We start from the raw sequence: 16,346 nt of genomic DNA, 5'->3' as shown, positions 1-16,346 counted from the left end.
CGCAGTCGCCGCGATCCGGGCCTTCGGGTGTGCCGGGGTGTGTCAGGCCGAGGCCGGGGGGTACAGCTCGCGCGGCAGGGCCGAGGCCGCGGCCGCGTCCATCAGCCACAGGGTGCGGGAGCGGCCGTACGCGCCGGCCGCCGGGACCTGTACCTCGCCCGCGCCGGACAGCGCCAGCGCGGCGGCCTTCGCCTTGTCCTCGCCGGCGGCGAGCAGCCAGACCTCGCGGGCCGCGCGGATCGCCGGCAGGGAAAGCGAGACCCGGGTCGGCGGCGGCTTCGGCGCGCTGTGCACGCCCACCACCGTCAGCTCGGTCTCCCGCGCGCCCGGCGACTCCGGGAACAGCGAGGCGACATGGGTGTCCGGGCCCACGCCCAGCATGAGCACGTCGAACTCCGGGACGCCGGTCCGGTCCCCGGGGCCGGCCGCGGCGGCCAGCTCCGCGGCGTACCCGGCGGCCGCGGCGTCGGCGTCGGGGCCGTACGGGCCGTCCGACGCCGGCATCGCGTGCACCCGCGCCGGGTCCAGCGGAACCAGGTCGAGCAGCGCCTCACGGGCCTGGGTGACGTTCCGGTCCGGATGACCCTCCGGCAGGAACCGCTCGTCGCCCCACCACAGGTCGATCCGCGACCAGTCGATCGCGTCCCGGGCCGGGGCCGAACCCAGCGCCGCGAGCAGGCCGTTGCCGTTCCGCCCGCCGGTGAGCACCACCGACGCCGAGCCGCGGGCGGCCTGGGCGTCGACCACCTCGGTGATCAGCCGGGCCGCCGCGGCCTGCGCCATCAGCTCCTTGTCGCGGTGGACGACGAGCTGGGGAGTGCTCACTTGCCCGCCGCCTTCTTGGCCGGGGCCTTCTTCGCCGCGGCCGGCTTCGGCGCCTCCTCGGCGGCGGCCGGGGCCGCCTCCGCCTTCTTCACCGGCGGGTTCGGAGCCTTCTCCTCGCCCAGCCGCGCCACGCCGTACCGCAGCGCCGACGCGTACGTGTCGTCCGGGTCGAGGCGGCGCAGCTCCTCCGCGATCAACTCGGCCGTCTCGCGGCGCTTCAGCGCCACGGCACGGTCCGGCTGCCCCTGGATCGAGAGCGTGGCCAGCGAGCCGTCCGGCCGGTCGAGCACGATCGGACCGCAGTCCGAGTCGAGCCGCACCGAGGTGAGCCCGGGACCGGCCGACACCAGCCGCTTCACCGGCACCTTCAGCCGGTCCGCCAGCCACATGCCGAGCAGCTCGACGCTCGGGTTGAACTCCTCGCCCTCCACCTCGGCCGAGGTGACCTGGCAGGTCACCTGGTCGAGCGCGGCGGCCAGCATCGAGCGCCACGGCGTGATCCGCGTCCAGGCCAGGTCGGTGTCGCCCGGCGTGTACGCGTCGCTGCGCGCGTCCAGCTCCTCGACCGGCTGCTCGCAGGCGTACGCGTCGGTCACCCGGCGCTGCGCCAGCGAGCCCAGGGGGTCGTTCGCCGGGTCGGCCGGCGCGTTCACCGGCCACCAGACGACGACCGGGGCGTCCGGCAGCAGCAGCGGCAGGACCACGGACTGGGCGTGGTCGATGACCTCGCCGTACAGCCGCAGCACAACCGTTTCGCCGGTGGACGCGTCCGCGCCGAGCCGCACCTCGGCGTCCAGCCGGGCCTTGGCCCGGTCGCGCGCCGAGCGGGCGGCGCGCTTGATGACCACGAGGGTCCGCGAGGGGTGCTCGCGGGACGCGTCGTTGGCGGCCTTCAGCGCGTCGTACGCGTTCTCCTCGTCGGTGACGATGACGAGGGTCAGCACCATGCCGACGGCCGGCGTGCCGAGTGCCCGCCGTCCGAGCACCAGCGCCTTGTTGATCTTGCTTGACGTGGTGTCAGTCAGGTCGGTCTTCATGGCCGGCGCCAGCTCCGTCCGTCTCGTGCGAGCATTTCGTCCGCCTCGTCCGGCCCCCAGGTCCCGGCCTGGTACTGCGCCGGCTTGCCGTGCCTGTCCCAGTACTGCTCGATCGGGTCGAGGATGTTCCAGGACAGCTCGACCTCCTCCACCCGCGGGAACAGGTTGGAGTCGCCGAGCAGGACGTCGAGGATGAGGCGCTCGTACGCCTCCGGGCTGGACTCGGTGAAGGACTCGCCGTACGCGAAGTCCATCGAGACGTCCCGGACCTCCATCTGCGTGCCCGGCACCTTCGCGCCGAACCGCAGCGTCACGCCCTCGTCCGGCTGGACGCGGATGACCAGGGCGTTCTGGCCCAGCTCCTCCGTCGCCGTGTGGTCGAAGGGGGAGTGCGGGGCGCGCTGGAAGACCACCGCGATCTCGGTGACGCGGCGGCCCAGCCGCTTGCCGGTCCGCAGATAGAAGGGGACGCCCGCCCAGCGGCGATTGTCGATCTCCAGCTTGATGGCCGCGTAGGTGTCGGTCTTCGACTTGGGGTCGATGCCCTCCTCCTGCAGATAGCCGACGGCCTTCGCGCCGCCCTGCCATCCGGCGGTGTACTGCGCGCGCACCGTGTGCGCCCCGAGGTCGTCGGGCAGCTTCACCGCGCCGAGGACCTTGGTCTTCTCCGCCGCCAGCGCGTCCGCGTCGAAGGAGGCGGGCTCCTCCATCGCGGTCAGCGCGAGCAGCTGCAGGAGGTGGTTCTGGATGACGTCACGGGCCGCGCCGATGCCGTCGTAGTACCCGGCCCGGCCGCCGATGCCGATGTCCTCGGCCATCGTGATCTGGACGTGGTCGACGTACGACCGGTTCCAGAGCGGCTCGAACAGGGTGTTGGCGAAGCGGAGCGCCAGGATGTTCTGGACGGTCTCCTTGCCCAGGTAGTGGTCGATGCGGAAGACCTGGTCCGGGGCGAACACCTCATGCACGACCTCGTTGAGCTCCTTGGCGGAGACCAGGTCGTGCCCGAAGGGCTTCTCGATGACCGCGCGCCGCCAGGAGCCGGCCGGCGCGTCGGCCAGACCGTGCTTCTTCAGCTGCTGCACGACCTTGGGGAAGAACTTCGGCGGCACGGACAGGTAGAACGCGAAGTTCCCACCGGTGCCCTGCGCCTTGTCCAGCTCCTCGACGGTGGACTTCAGCTGGTCGAAGGCGTCGTCGTCGTCGAAGTCGCCCTGGACGAAGCGCATCCCCTGGATCAGCTGGTGCCACACCTCCTCGCGGAACGGGGTGCGGGAGTGCTGCTTGACCGCTTCGTAGACCTCTTGGGCGAAGTCCTCGTCCTGCCACTCGCGACGGGCGAAGCCGATGAGCGAGAAGCCCGGCGGCAGCAGACCGCGGTTGGCCAGGTCGTAGACGGCGGGCATCAGCTTCTTACGGGACAGATCGCCCGTGACACCGAAGATCACCAGGCCCGACGGCCCCGCGATGCGCGGGAGCCGTCGGTCTGCGGCGTCACGGAGCGGGTTGGCTCCGTGGACTGCGCTCAAGGTGTTACGCCTCCGAAGGTGCGAGGCGGTTCAGCTCTGCCTCGGTGGACTTGAGCAGGTCGTTCCAGGACGCCTCGAACTTCTCGACGCCCTCGTCCTCCAGGAGCTGGACGACCTCGTCGTACGAGATGCCCAGCTTCTCGATCGCGGCCAGCTCGGCACGGGCCTGCTCGTACGTGCCGCGGACGGTGTCGCCGCTCACCACGCCGTGGTCGGCGGTGGCGTCCAGAGTGGCCTCCGGCATGGTGTTCACCGTGCCCGGGGCGACCAGGTCGACCACGTACAGGGTGTCCTTGTACGCCGGGTCCTTGACGCCGGTCGAGGCCCACAGCGGACGCTGCTTGTTGGCCTGCGCCTTGTCGAGGGCGGCCCAGCGGTCCGAGGAGAAGACCTCCTCGTACGCCTCGTAGGCCAGCCGGGCGTTGGCCAGCGCGGCCTTGCCGCGGGCGGCCTTGGCCTCGTCGGTGCCGAGGGCGTCGAGCCGCTTGTCGATCTCGGTGTCCACACGGGACACGAAGAAGGACGCCACGGAGTGGATCTTGGAGAGGTCCAGGCCGCGCTCGCGGGCCTTCTCCAGGCCGGCCAGGTAGGCGTCCATGACCGCGCGGTAGCGCTCCAGCGAGAAGATCAGCGTCACGTTGACGCTGATGCCGAGGCCGATGACCTCGGTGATCGCCGGCAGACCCGCCTGGGTGGCCGGGATCTTGATCAGGGTGTTGGGACGGTCCACCAGCCAGGCCAGCTGCTTGGCCTCGGCGATCGTGGCCGCCGTGTTGTGGGCGAGGCGCGGGTCGACCTCGATCGACACCCGGCCGTCCTGGCCCTGGGTGGCGTCGAAGACCGGCCGCAGGATGTCGGCGGCGTCGCGGACGTCCGCCGTCGTGATCATGCGGATGGCCTCGTCGACCGTCACCTTGCGGGCCGCCAGGTCGGCGAGCTGCTGCTCGTACCCGTCGCCGTGGCTGATGGCCTTCTGGAAGATGGACGGGTTGGTGGTCACGCCGACCACATGGCTCTGGTCGATCAGCTCGGCCAGGTTGCCGGACGTGATCCGCTTGCGCGACAGGTCGTCGAGCCAGATCGCGACGCCTTCGTCGGAGAGGCGCTTGAGTGCGTCTGTCATGAGAGGTTCTCCAAAAATCGTGTCTGTCGGCGTCAGCGCGCGGCGGCTTCGAGAGATTCCCGCGCCGCGGCGGCCACCGCGTCGGCCGTGAAGCCGAACTCGCGGAAGAGGACCTTCGCGTCGGCCGAGGCACCGAAGTGCTCCAGCGAGACGATCCGGCCGGCGTCGCCGACGTACTTGTGCCAGGTCAGGCCGATCCCGGCCTCGACCGCGACCCGCGCCTTCACGGACGGCGGCAGGACGGAGTCCTTGTACGCCTGGTCCTGCTCCTCGAACCACTCCACCGACGGCATCGAGACCACCCGGGTCGGGACGCCGGCGGCCTGGAGCTGCTCGCGCGCCTCGACGGCGAGGTGCACCTCGGAGCCGGTACCGATGAGGACCACCTGCGGCTCGCCACCGTCGGCGTCGAACAGCACGTAGCCGCCCTTGGCCGCGTCCTCGTTCGGCGCGTAGGTCGGCACGCCCTGACGGGTGAGGGCCAGACCGTGCGGGGCGCCCTTGCCGAAGTCCTTCGTGTGCCGCTTGAGGATCTCGCGCCAGACGATCGAGGTCTCGTTGGCGTCCGCCGGACGGACCACGTTCAGACCCGGGATCGCGCGCAGCGAGGCCAGGTGCTCCACCGGCTGGTGGGTCGGGCCGTCCTCGCCGAGACCGATCGAGTCGTGCGTCCAGACGAACGTCACCGGCAGGTGCATCAGGGCCGACAGACGCACCGCGTTGCGCATGTAGTCGGAGAACACCAGGAAGGTGCCGCCGTAGATCCGGGTGTGGCCGTGCAGCGCGATGCCGTTCATGGCCGCGGCCATGGCGTGCTCGCGGATGCCGAAGTGGATCGTGCGGCCGTACGGGTCGGCCTCCGGCAGCGGGTTGCCCGCCGGCAAAAAGGACGAGCCCTTGTCGATCGTGGTGTTGTTCGAGCCGGCCAGGTCGGCCGAGCCGCCCCACAGCTCCGGGATCACCGCGCCGAGCGCCTGCAGCACCTTGCCGGAGGCGGCGCGGGTCGCGATGCCCTTGCCGGTCTCGAAGACAGGGAGCCTGTCCTCCCAGCCCTCGGGGAGCTCGTTGGCCTGGATGCGGTCGAACTCGGCCGCCCGCTCAGGGTTGGCGGTGCGCCACTCGGCCAGCGACTTCTCCCACTCGGCGCGGGCCTCGCGGCCGCGGTCGCCCAGCGAACGGGTGTGCCCGATGACCTCGTCGGAGACCTCGAAGGACTGCTCCGGGTCGAAGCCGAGGACGCGCTTGGTGGCCGCGACCTCCTCGTCGCCCAGCGCCGAGCCGTGCGCGGCCTCGGTGTTCTGGGCGTTCGGCGCGGGCCAGGCGATGATCGAACGCATCGCGATGAACGACGGGCGCTCGGTCTCCGCCTCGGCGGCACGGATCGCCGCGTACAGCGCGGCCGGGTCCAGGTCGCCGTTGGCCTGCGGCTCCACGCGCTGGACGTGCCAGCCGTACGCCTCGTACCGCTTCACCGTGTCCTCGGACACGGCGGTCTCGGTGTCGCCCTCGATCGAGATGTGGTTGTCGTCCCACAGCATGATCAGGTTGCCGAGCTTCTGGTGACCCGCCAGCGAGGAGGCCTCGGCGGCGATGCCTTCCTGGAGGCAGCCGTCACCGGCGATCACGTAGACGTGGTGGTCGAACGGGGAGGTGCCGGGGGCCGCCTCCGGGTCGAACAGGCCGCGCTCGTAGCGGGCGGCCATCGCCATGCCGACCGCGTTGGCGACACCCTGGCCCAGCGGGCCCGTGGTCGTCTCGACGCCGGCGGTGTGGCCGTACTCCGGGTGACCCGGGGTCTTCGATCCCCAGGTGCGGAACGCCTTCAGGTCGTCCAGCTCGAGACCGAAGCCGCCGAGGTACAGCTGCGTGTAAAGGGTCAGGGAAGAGTGCCCCGCGGAGAGCACGAACCGGTCGCGCCCCACCCACTCGGGGTCGGCCGGGTCGTGGCGCATCACCTTCTGGAAGAGGGTGTACGCGGCGGGGGCCAGGCTCATGGCCGTACCCGGATGGCCGTTTCCGACCTTCTGTACGGCGTCCGCTGCCAGGACGCGGGCAGTGTCCACGGCCCGCTGGTCCACTTCGGTCCACTCGAGGTCTGTGGTGGTCGGCATAGTGCTCACCCTGGGTCAGGGCTCCTCTCCACATGGTCAGTAGCCGGTGACGGAGGGTGTACCGGCGGTGCCGAGCCTACCCCCGACACATCGCCCCTCATCTTCGCCACCGGGGCCCTCAAATGAGCGGATACAGCCAGAGTGCCGGTGACTCTGTCAGTTCGCCTCCCGAGGCGGTCCACCCCTTGGGACGACCCTGCCCAACACGACACCACCCCGGCGAAGAACGGCGTATGGGCAACGTCTACAGTGGCGTGGTACGCGCAAGTCTTCACCCCGTCTTCATCCGGGGAGCTTGCTGGGAATTTCTCTGTCAGGGGTGTGCGTGACGGCCGTCGAGAACCGACCCGCCGGGGTCGTCTTGACCCCCAGCCCGGGAGGCCATCGGCCGTTCGGGGCTCGCGTCAAGGCATTCGTGGCGCTGACGAAGCCGCGAATCATCGAACTGCTGCTCATCACCACCGTCCCGGTGATGTTCCTCGCCGAGCAGGGCGTGCCGGACCTGTGGCTGGTGGTCGCCACCTGCACCGGCGGCTACCTCTCCGCGGGCGGCGCCAACGCGCTGAACATGTACATCGACCGGGACATCGACGCCCTGATGGACCGGACGTCCCAACGGCCGCTGGTCACCGGCGTGCTCACCCCGCGTGAGGGCCTGGTCTTCGGCATCTCCCTCGCCGTGATCTCGACCCTCTGGTTCGGCCTGCTGGTCAACTGGCTCTCCGCCTGGCTGTCGCTCGGCGCGCTGCTGTTCTACGTCGTGATCTACACGATGATCCTCAAGCGCCGCACCGCGCAGAACATCGTCTGGGGCGGCATCGCCGGCTGCATGCCGGTCCTCATCGGCTGGTCGGCCGTCACCGACTCGATGTCCTGGGCCGCCGTCATCCTCTTCCTCGTCATCTTCTTCTGGACGCCGCCGCACTACTGGCCGCTGTCCATGAAGGTGAAGGACGACTACGCGCGCGCCGGCGTGCCGATGCTGCCGGTCATCGCCTCCAACAAGGTGGTCGCCAAGCAGATCGTCGCCTACAGCTGGGTCATGGTCGCGGTCTCGCTCCTGCTCACCCCGCTGGGCTACACCGGCTGGTTCTACACCGCCGTGGCGCTGGTCGCCGGCGGCTGGTGGCTCTGGGAGGCGCACGCGCTGCACGAGCGGGCGAAGTCCGAGGTGACCGGTCCCAAGCTCAAGGAGATGCGGCTCTTCCACTGGTCCATCACCTACGTCTCGCTGCTCTTCGTGGCGGTCGCGGTGGACCCCTTCCTGCGCTAGCTCCCGCGCCGGCCGTTCCTGAGGCAGACGCCACACGGACCGGCCGTCGCCAGTGGATCTACCGCTGGGTAGCATCCTTGTCATGGCAGACACGAAGCAGGCGGAGCGCCGGGCGACCCGGCTCGCCAAGCAGATCAAGGCGTTCTCCAAGGACCACGGCGGCGCCGAGGGGCAACTGGCCTACATCGGCCAGATGGGCACCCGGATCGTGCTCGTCGGTGAGGACGGCGGCTGGGGCGACCTGGTGGCTCCCTCCTTCGACGTCGCGGTCAGCGCCGCGGAGAAGGCCGGGCTGACCCTCCACGACGAGTTCGACGGCGAGTTCGCCGCCAAGGTCGTCACCGGTCCGTACGAGTGGACCCGGATGGCCGGTATCCAGCTCGGCGGCCCGGCCAACAAGTAGGCGGAATCAGGTCGGGGCAATCGGCCCGGGGGCAACACCTCGCGCGGGGCTCACCCGTTAGGACGGGTGGAAGCACGTCCACGCAGGGAGCCCCCGACATGATCGAGACCCCGACTCTGGTGGACCAGTACTGCCACGGGGTGCTCCGCACGGAGCTCGGCCTCGGCACCTTCGAGGCCCACCTCGGCAGGACCACCGGGCCGCCCGCGCCCGGCACCACCTTCTTCGACACCCAGACCGGCTTCGCGGTACGCCGCTGGTGCCCGCCGTTGCTCGGTCTGGAACCGCACTGCCCGCCCGCCCGCTACCTCGCCCGCCGCCGCGAGCTGGGTGTCCTGGAGTCGGGCCGGCGGCTGCTCCGCGCCTCCGGCATCTCCACGTATCTGGTCGACACCGGCCTGCCCGGCGACCTCACCGGACCCGCCGAGATCGCCGCCGCCGCGGCCGCCCGGGCGCACGAGATCGTCCGCCTCGAACTCCTCGCCGAACAGGTCGCCGACACCTCCGGCACCGTCGACGGGCTGCTCGCCAATCTCGCCGAGGCCGTGCACGGCGCGGCCGCGCACGCCGTCGCCTTCACCTCCGTGGCAGGAGTACGCCAGGGGCTCGCCCCCGCGCCCGAGCCGCCCGGACCGGGCGAGGTGCGCGGCGCCGCCGGGCGCTGGCTGGCCGGCCGCCGGGCCGGCGAGCCGCTGACCGACCCCGTCCTGCTGCGCCATCTGCTGTGGATCGCCGTCGCCTCGGGGCGGCCGCTGCAGCTCCGGGTGGGCGTCGAGGACCCGATGGTGCTGGGCGACTTCGCCGCCGCGACCGCTGGCCTGGGCACGGACCTGGTGCTGCTCCACGGCTACCCGTACCACCGGCAGGCGGCGCATCTCGCGAGCGTGTTCCCGCACGTGTACGCCGATCTGGGCCCGGCTCTCGCGCAGACGGGGGCCCGCGCGGCGGCCGTGCTCGCGGAGACCCTGGAACTGGCCCCGTTCGGCAAGCTGCTCTTCTCCAGCGGCGCGCACGGGCTGCCCGAACTCCACGTGGTGGCCGCGGCCACGTTCCGCAGCGCGCTGGGCCGGGTCCTCGGCGACTGGGTCCGCGACGGTGCCTGGTCCCTCACCGACGCCCAGCGCGTCGCCACGATGATCGCCTCGGGCACGGCCCGGAGGGTGTACGGGCTCGCGTGAGCGTCACGCGGCGGTGAGCGTCACGGGGCAGCGGGCCTGGGACGGGACGGGCCTTACGCGGCGGTGAGCGCCGGGTCCGACTGGGCGGGGATCTCCGGGGCGGTCACCGGGCGCTCGCGCAGGCTCAGGGCCAGGCGGAGCACGGCGATCCACATCAGCGAGGAGCCCAGCATGTGCAGGCCGACCAGGAGCTCCGGGACCCCGGTGAAGTACTGGACGTAGCCGAGGCCGCCCTGGGCCAGCAGCACGATCAGCAGGTCGCGCGCCCGGGCCCGGGTGTCGTCGGGGGCGTCCACGACGCGCAGGACCAGCCACATCGCGACGGCCAGCGCGCAGACCACCCAGGCGGCGATCGCGTGGAGGTGGGCCGCGTCGGTCCAGTCCCACGGCATGCGCGGCACGTCGCTGCTGTCGCCGGCGTGCTTGCCCGCGCCGGTGACCGTGGTGCCGAGCGCGATCAGCAGGCCGGAGACGATCGTGATCCCCCAGGACAGCTTGCGGACCGGCTTCGGGACACGGGGCCGGGGCGTGGTGTCGCCCTCGCCGGCGCGGTGCCAGGTGAGCACGGCGACCGTGAGCAGTGCGTTGGCGGCCAGGAAGTGGCCGGCCACGGTCCACGGGTTGAGGCCCATCCACACGGTGACGCCGCCGATGACGGCGTTGCTCATCACCAGCCAGAACTGCGCCCAGGCCAGCCGGGTCAGCCCGCGCCGGCGCGGCTTCACGGCGCGTGCGGCGATGATCGCCCAGCCGACCGCGGCCGACAGCACGTACGTCAGCATCCGGTTGCCGAACTCGACGTAGCCGTGGAAGCCCTGCTCGGCGGTGACGATCAGGCTGTCGTCGGTGCACTTCGGCCACGTGTCGCAGCCGAGACCGGAGCCGGTCAGACGGACCGCGCCGCCGGTGACGATGATGAGCACGCTCATCACGACGGCGGAGAGCGCGGCGCGCCGGAGCGTCCGGGGGGACGGCGTCCAGCGCTGGGCGATGTAGGCGAGGGGGGTCTGCACGGGCCCTATCGTAGGGCGGCGCTTGTGCACGGTTTCACGAGGGGTGGGGTTACGCGCGGGGTTGTCCGGGAACGTCACTCCCCGGAACTCCGGGAGCGCTCCGCGTGACTCCCGGGCGCCGACTCCCGGGCCGTCACTCCCGGGCCGTCACTCCCACCGGAAGAACTTCGCCGCCGCGCCGAGGCCGAGCACGGCCCAGACCGCGAGGATTCCGGCCGCGCCCCACGGCATCGCCGCCCCGCCCTGGAGCACGTCGCGCAGCCCGTCGGAGAGCGCCGAGATCGGCAGCAGTTCCAGGACCGCGCGGGCGGCGTCGGGGAACTTCTCCAGCGGCACGATCACACCACCGCCGACGAGCAGCAGCAGGAAGACCAGGTTCGCGGCCGCCAGGGTGGCCTCCGCGCGCAGGGTTCCGGCCATCAGCAGCCCGAGGCCGGAGAACGCGGCGGTGCCGAGGACGAGCAGCAGCGCCACGGCCGCCGGGTTGCCCTGCGGGGACCAGCCGAGCCCGAGCGCGATCACCGTGAGCAGGGCGATCTGGAGCAGCTCGGTGGCCAGGACGGAGAGCGTCTTGGCGGTCATCAGCGCCCAGCGGGGGAGCGGCGAGGCGGCGAGTCGCTTGAGGACGCCGTAGCGGCGCTCGAAGCCGGTGGCGATGGCCTGGCCGGTGAAGGCGGTGGACATCACGGCGAGGGCGAGCACGCCGGGGGCCAGGAAGTCCACCGGCTCTCCCGCGCCCGTGTCCACGATGTCGACGGTCGAGAAGAGCACCAGGAGCAGGGACGGGATGATCACCGTCAGGAGCAGCTGCTCGCCGTTGCGGAGCAGCATCTTCGTCTCGAACGCGGCCTGCGCGGCGATCATGCGTCCGACCGGCGCGGCGCCGGGCCTCGGCGCGTACGCGCCCGTGCCCGCGGTCGTACCCGTACTCATCCGCGCAGCTCCTTGCCGGTCAGCTCCAGGCTGCGCTTTTCCGGGGGGCGACCCCCGGACCCCCGGCGGATTTCGGTGTCGTCGCGCTTCATCCGCGCAGCTCCTTGCCGGTCAGCTCCAGAAAGACGTCTTCGAGGGTGTGGCGCTCCACCGCGATGCCGTCCGGCATCACGCCGTGCTGGGCGCACCAGGTGGTGACGGTGGCCAGCAGTTGGGGGTCGACGGTGCCGGTGATCCGGTACGTGCCGGGGGTCGGCTCGGCGGCCTGGGCGCCGTCGGGGAGGGCCTTGAGCAGCGAGCCGAGGTCGAGGCCGGGGCGGCCGGTGAAGCGCAGGGTGTTCTCGGCGCCGCCGCGGCACAGCTCCTCGGGGCTGCCCTGGGCGGCGACCCGGCCGGCGTCGATGATCGCGACGTCGTCGGCGAGCTCCTCGGCCTCGTCCATGAAGTGGGTGGTGAGCACGACCGTCACGCCGTCCGCGCGCAGCTCCCGGACCAGGTCCCAGGTGGCCCGGCGGGCCTGCGGGTCGAGGCCGGCGGTGGGCTCGTCCAGGAAGACCAGCTCGGGGCGGCCGACCACGGCCATCGCCAGCGCGAGCCGCTGCTGCTGGCCGCCCGAGAGCCGGCGGTAGGTCGTACGGCCGCAGGAGCCGAGGCCGAGCCGCTCGATCAGGGCGTCCACGTCCAGCGGGTGGGCGTGCAGCTTCGCGGTGTGGCGGAGCATCTCGTCGGCGCGGGCGCCGGAGTACACGCCGCCGGACTGGAGCATCACGCCGATCCGGGGCCGCAGGGCCTCGCCCTCGGCGACCGGGTCCAGGCCGAGGACGCGGACGGTGCCCGCGTCGGGCCTGCGGTAGCCCTCGCAGGTCTCGATCGTGGTGGTCTTGCCGGCGCCGTTGGGGCCGAGGACGGCGGTGACCGAGCCGCCCCGGACGTCGAGGTCGAGGCCGTCGACTGCGGTCTTCGTCCCGTACCGCTTCACCAGGCTCCGGACCTGCACGACGGACTCGTTGTTCATGCCGGGAAGTCTAGAGAGCCGTCGGGTGCCTGCGGCCGCCGGGGAGAACCCTGGGGCCAACGAGCCAGGAATGACCGGAAGTTGTCCCCCGATTCGCCCACATGTACCTGCCAATTCCTTCACGATCGGACAACGGTACGCACCGATCCGCGCACCATCCGTGAAGGGAGAGTCCGTGGCGATACGCCCCAGAGCAGATTCCGGACCGAGACGCACACGATCGCTCGCCGCACTGACCGCCGCCCTCGTCGTCCTGCCCCTCGCACTGAGTGCCGCTCCCGCGCAGGCACAGGACCCGGAGGCCCGGCAGCCCGCCGCCTACGCGCAGAAGACCGAGGCCGCGCTCCGCAGCGCGCTGGGCACCCGGAAGACCGCGGTCTTCTGGGTCAGCCTCGCGGCCGAGGCCGACACCACCACCGCGCGCAAGGCCGCCGGCAAGGCCGCCAAGGCCCGCGCCCTGCGCGCCGCCAAGACCGCGCACGCCGAGAAGAGCCAGGCCGGGCTGCGGGCGCTGATCAAGGACGCCGGCGGCAGGTACGAGTCCTTCTGGATCGCCAACACCCTCAAGGTCACCGGCGACGAGGCGCTCGCCCGGAAGCTCGCCGCCCGCCCCGAGGTCGCCGCCCTGGAGGCCGACGACCCGGTCCGGCTGCCCGACCCGCTGCCCGGCGAGGCGGAGCCGCGCACCGACGCCGTCGAGTGGAACGTGGAGCGGATCAACGCCCCGCGGGTCTGGTCCGAGCTGGGCGTACGCGGCGAGGGGATCACCGTCGCCAACATCGACTCCGGCGTCCAGTACGACCACCCGGCCGTGAAGGCCGCCTACCGGGGCCTGAAGGCGGACGGCACGTACGACCACGCCTACCACTGGTTCGACCCGGCCCAGGTCTGCACCGGCACCGCGCCCTGCGACAACAACGGCCACGGCACGCACACCATGGGCACCATGGTCGGCGACGACGGCGCCGGCAACCAGGTCGGCGTCGCGCCCGGCGCCCGTTGGATCGCCGCCAAGGGCTGCGAGTCCAGCTCCTGCTCCCGCGACTCGCTGCTCCGTTCCGGCCAGTGGATCGTCGCCCCCACCGACGCGGCTGGCCAGAACCCCCGGCCCGAGCTCGCCCCGGACGTGGTGAACAACTCCTGGGGCAGCGCCGTCCTGGACACCTGGTACAAGACCACCGTCCAGGCCTGGCGGGACGCCGGGATCTTCCCGGCCTTCTCCAACGGCAACAGCGGCCCCGGCTGCAACACCGCCGGCTCCCCGGGCTCGTACGTGAACAGCTACTCCTCCGGGGCCTTCGACAGCAACAACGCGATCGCCTCGTTCTCCTCGCGCGGCACCGGCGAGACCGGCGCGATCAAGCCGAACCTGGCCGCGCCCGGCGTCAACGTCCGCGCGTCCTGGAACAACGGCGGCTACAACGCCATCTCCGGCACCTCGATGGCCTCCCCGCACACCGCGGCCACCGTGGCCCTGATGTGGTCCGCCTCGCCCGCGATCCGCGGCGACGTGACGCAGACCGAGAAGCTCCTCGACTCCACCGCGATCGACGTCGACGCCACCACCTGCGGCGGCACCCCGGCCGACAACAACGTCTTCGGCGAGGGCCGGCTCGACGCGTACGCGGCCGTCACCGCCGCCCCGCGCGGCCCCCTCGGCGCGGTCGCCGGCAAGGTCACCGCCGCCGGCACGCCGGTCGCCGACGCCGTGCTGCGCTTCGACGGCCCGATGAAGGCCACCGTCACCACCGGCGCGGACGGCGGCTACGCCCTGCCCAAGCTCATGGTCGGCGACTACACGGTCGGCGTGACCAAGTTCGGCCACCTCGCCGCCACCGGCGCCGTGACCGTCACCGAGAACGGCTCCGCCGTGAAGGACTTCGCCCTCGACGAGGCCCCGTCGGCCGACGTCACCGGCGTGGTCACCGGCGCGACCGGTCCCGAGGGCCACGCGGTGCTCACCGCCCAGGGCACGCCCGTGACCGGCAAGACGGGCCCGGACGGCCGCTACACGCTGCGCCTGCCGCACGGCACGTACCAGCTGAACGTCGTGCCCGCGCACCGCTGCGCCTCGGCGACCACCGTCCAGGTCGAGGTCACCGGGGCCACCACGAAGAACATCGCGCTGCCGGCCCGTACCGACGCCTTCGGCACCGCCTGCGCGGTCTCCGCCGCCGCGGACTTCCCGACGGGCGCGACCAAGCTGGCGTACTCCAGCACCACCTTCGGCACCGCCACCTTCGCGCTGCCGTTCCCGGTGCCCTTCTACGGGAGGACCTACCGCCAGGCGACCGCGTCCGTGGACGGCGTGCTCTCCTTCGGGGCGTCCTCCACGTCCAGCTCCAACACCACCCTGCCGACCGCCTCGACCCCGAACGGCGCGCTGTACCCGTTCTGGGACAACCTCACGGTCGACGCCGAGGCGGGCGTGTACTGGGGGACCACCGGCACGGCCCCGCACCGCCGGCTCGTCGTCGAGTGGCGCAACGCGCTGATCGCCGGTTCGGCCTCCGGCGAGCGGATCTCCTTCGCCGCCGCGCTGAGCGAGGACGGCTCCGCGTCCCTGCACTACAAGGACGTCTCCGGGGCCGGCCTGGAGAACGGCTCCACGGCGACGATCGGCGCCGAGAGCCACACCGGCACGGACGCGCTGCTGTACTCGTACAACGAGGGCACGCTGACCGACGGGACCGTGATCGCCCTGCGGCAGACCACGACCGCCGTCGTCACCGGCCGGGTCGTCGACGCCAACGACCTCCAGCCGGTCGCCAGCGCGCGGGTCTTCGCCAGCAGCGGCGGCCTCGGCCCGACCGAGGACACCGACGCGAACGGCGTCTACCTGCTCCAGATGCCGGCCGGGTGGCGCGACTACGACATCGGCATCAGCGCCGGCCACTACTGGCCCGACGGCAGCTCGATCACGGCCCGGAACGGCGAGGTGTACGTGGTGAACGGCGAGCTCGGCACCGGCCGGGTCACCGCCGACACCGAGGCGCTCACCGTGATCGCCCCGGCCGGCCAGACCCGGACCCGGACGCTGAACCTGGCCAACACGGGCAGCCTCGCCGCCTGGTTCAAGGTGGCCGAGAAGGACGGCAAGAGCTGGGTCTCCGTCTCGCCGGCCGCCGGTGACCTGGAGCCCGAGGGCGTGAGCCCGTACGACAAGGCCCAGGTGGCGCTCTCGTTCGACACCACGGGCGTGGCTCCCGGCACCGTCCTCACCGGCACCCTCCAGGTGACCTCGCAGAGCGGGCGCCGGCCCGTGATCGACATCCCGGTGAAGCTGGTGGTCCCGGCCTACCGCACCGCCGTCGACGCGGGTGCGACCGGCCAGTCCGTGGACGCGCTGGGCGACGCCTGGGGACCGGACCGCAAGCACGCGGCGGGCTCGTACGGCTGGCTCGGTTCGACCACCACGCCGTCCACCACCCGGGAGATCACCGGCGCCGCCGACCCGACGCTGTACCGCACGGCCCGCCAGGGCATGTACGAGTACCGCTTCGACGGGCTGCCGGACGGCACGTACCAGGTCGAGCTGGGCTTCGCCGAGCTCGCGGCCAAGGGCCCGACGGACCGGGTCTTCGACGTGATGGCGGAGGGGCAGCAGGTCGTGCCCAATCTGGACCTCGCCCTGGAGGCGGGGGTGCGGGTGGCGCACGACCGGAGCTTCACCGTGAAGGTCACGGACGGGCAGCTCAATCTGCGCTTCGTGGCGAACGCCGGAAAGCCGCTGGTCAACTCGGTCCGGGTGACGGAGCGCCCTGATCTGACCGGCTGACATCGCCTGCCCGACGCCTGCGGCCGCTTCCTCCGGGACGCGGCCGCAGGACGTTCGGAGATCATTTCCGCAGGTCAGGTAAGCCTTACCTGAGTGATGCACCGCACCATCCGCCCGGCGGGACGCGG

General features: G+C 72.1%; 12 protein-coding genes. 4 read left to right on the top strand and 8 right to left on the bottom strand.

Features of this window, described 5'->3' with window-relative positions:
- Positions 1 to 42 precede the first annotated feature (42 nt).
- From pgl to tkt, 5 genes are read right to left on the bottom strand one after another with little or no spacing between them, the layout of a single operon-like run.
- On the bottom strand, positions 43 to 825 hold the full coding sequence (pgl, locus tag ABZO31_RS07210) for a 6-phosphogluconolactonase (protein WP_406860230.1): 783 nt from the start codon (positions 823 to 825) through the stop codon (positions 43 to 45).
- Positions 822 to 1,862 carry a glucose-6-phosphate dehydrogenase assembly protein OpcA gene (gene opcA, locus ABZO31_RS07205; protein WP_406860229.1) on the bottom strand — a complete coding sequence of 347 codons (1,041 nt, stop codon included), beginning with the start codon at positions 1,860 to 1,862 and terminating at the stop codon, positions 822 to 824. The genes pgl and opcA overlap by 4 nt, the downstream gene beginning before the upstream one ends.
- Positions 1,859 to 3,391, bottom strand: a complete 1,533-nt coding sequence (gene zwf, locus ABZO31_RS07200; RefSeq protein ID WP_406860228.1) for a glucose-6-phosphate dehydrogenase — start codon at positions 3,389 to 3,391, stop codon at positions 1,859 to 1,861. Before zwf ends, opcA begins: the two co-directional genes overlap by 4 nt.
- A 4-nt stretch (positions 3,392 to 3,395) precedes the next feature.
- Positions 3,396 to 4,514, bottom strand: coding sequence for a transaldolase (gene tal / locus ABZO31_RS07195; RefSeq protein ID WP_406860227.1), 1,119 nt, complete (start codon positions 4,512 to 4,514; stop codon positions 3,396 to 3,398).
- Between the two features lie 32 nt (positions 4,515 to 4,546).
- Positions 4,547 to 6,634: a transketolase gene (gene tkt, locus ABZO31_RS07190; RefSeq protein WP_406860226.1), complete on the bottom strand. Its 2,088-nt coding sequence runs from the start codon at positions 6,632 to 6,634 to the stop codon at positions 4,547 to 4,549.
- A 316-nt stretch (positions 6,635 to 6,950) separates the two neighbouring features.
- On the opposite strand from tkt, the gene ABZO31_RS07185 reads away from it, so the two are divergent.
- The 3 genes from ABZO31_RS07185 (at position 6,951) to ABZO31_RS07175 (ending at position 9,479) form a co-directional block, all read left to right on the top strand.
- Positions 6,951 to 7,898 (top strand): heme o synthase, encoded by a 948-nt coding sequence (locus ABZO31_RS07185; protein ID WP_406860224.1) that lies wholly within the window; start codon positions 6,951 to 6,953, stop codon positions 7,896 to 7,898.
- Positions 7,899 to 7,980: 82 nt separating this feature from the next.
- A complete protein-coding gene (locus tag ABZO31_RS07180; RefSeq protein WP_406860222.1) occupies positions 7,981 to 8,301 on the top strand; it encodes a hypothetical protein in 321 nt (106 codons plus the stop codon).
- A 98-nt stretch (positions 8,302 to 8,399) separates the two neighbouring features.
- Entirely contained in the window at positions 8,400 to 9,479 is a 1,080-nt protein-coding gene (locus ABZO31_RS07175) for an amidohydrolase (protein WP_406860220.1), read from the top strand.
- A 53-nt stretch (positions 9,480 to 9,532) separates the two neighbouring features.
- Here the strand turns inward: ABZO31_RS07175 and ABZO31_RS07170 are convergent, their stop codons facing one another.
- The 3 genes from ABZO31_RS07170 to ABZO31_RS07160 all read right to left on the bottom strand — a co-directional run bounded on the left by ABZO31_RS07170 (position 9,533) and on the right by ABZO31_RS07160 (position 12,440).
- Positions 9,533 to 10,501 (bottom strand): COX15/CtaA family protein, encoded by a 969-nt coding sequence (locus tag ABZO31_RS07170; RefSeq protein WP_406865280.1) that lies wholly within the window; start codon positions 10,499 to 10,501, stop codon positions 9,533 to 9,535.
- A gap of 138 nt (positions 10,502 to 10,639) precedes the next feature.
- A complete protein-coding gene (locus ABZO31_RS07165; RefSeq protein WP_406860218.1) occupies positions 10,640 to 11,425 on the bottom strand; it encodes an ABC transporter permease in 786 nt (261 codons plus the stop codon).
- 88 nt (positions 11,426 to 11,513) lie between these two features.
- Positions 11,514 to 12,440: an ABC transporter ATP-binding protein gene (locus tag ABZO31_RS07160; RefSeq protein ID WP_406860216.1), complete on the bottom strand. Its 927-nt coding sequence runs from the start codon at positions 12,438 to 12,440 to the stop codon at positions 11,514 to 11,516.
- A gap of 175 nt (positions 12,441 to 12,615) precedes the next feature.
- On the opposite strand from ABZO31_RS07160, the gene ABZO31_RS07155 reads away from it, so the two are divergent.
- Positions 12,616 to 16,218: a S8 family serine peptidase gene (locus tag ABZO31_RS07155; protein ID WP_406860215.1), complete on the top strand. Its 3,603-nt coding sequence runs from the start codon at positions 12,616 to 12,618 to the stop codon at positions 16,216 to 16,218.
- Positions 16,219 to 16,346 lie beyond the last annotated feature (128 nt).

This window comes from Streptomyces solicamelliae (assembly GCF_045348655.1).
GTDB classification, from domain to species: domain Bacteria; phylum Actinomycetota; class Actinomycetes; order Streptomycetales; family Streptomycetaceae; genus Streptomyces; species Streptomyces solicamelliae.
This window is presented reverse-complemented; position numbering and strand designations above follow the sequence as displayed.

Excerpts from the sequence above, each read along its gene's own strand:
- ABZO31_RS07180 (WP_406860222.1), top strand. The coding sequence starts at position 7,981 with ATGGCAGACACGAAGCAGGCGGAGCGCCGGGCGACCCGGCTCGCCAAG.
- ABZO31_RS07165 (WP_406860218.1), bottom strand. The coding sequence starts at position 11,425 with ATGAGTACGGGTACGACCGCGGGCACGGGCGCGTACGCGCCGAGGCCC.
- ABZO31_RS07175 (WP_406860220.1), top strand. The coding sequence starts at position 8,400 with ATGATCGAGACCCCGACTCTGGTGGACCAGTACTGCCACGGGGTGCTC.
- tal (WP_406860227.1), bottom strand. The coding sequence starts at position 4,514 with ATGACAGACGCACTCAAGCGCCTCTCCGACGAAGGCGTCGCGATCTGG.
- opcA (WP_406860229.1), bottom strand. The coding sequence starts at position 1,862 with ATGAAGACCGACCTGACTGACACCACGTCAAGCAAGATCAACAAGGCG.
- ABZO31_RS07160 (WP_406860216.1), bottom strand. The coding sequence starts at position 12,440 with ATGAACAACGAGTCCGTCGTGCAGGTCCGGAGCCTGGTGAAGCGGTAC.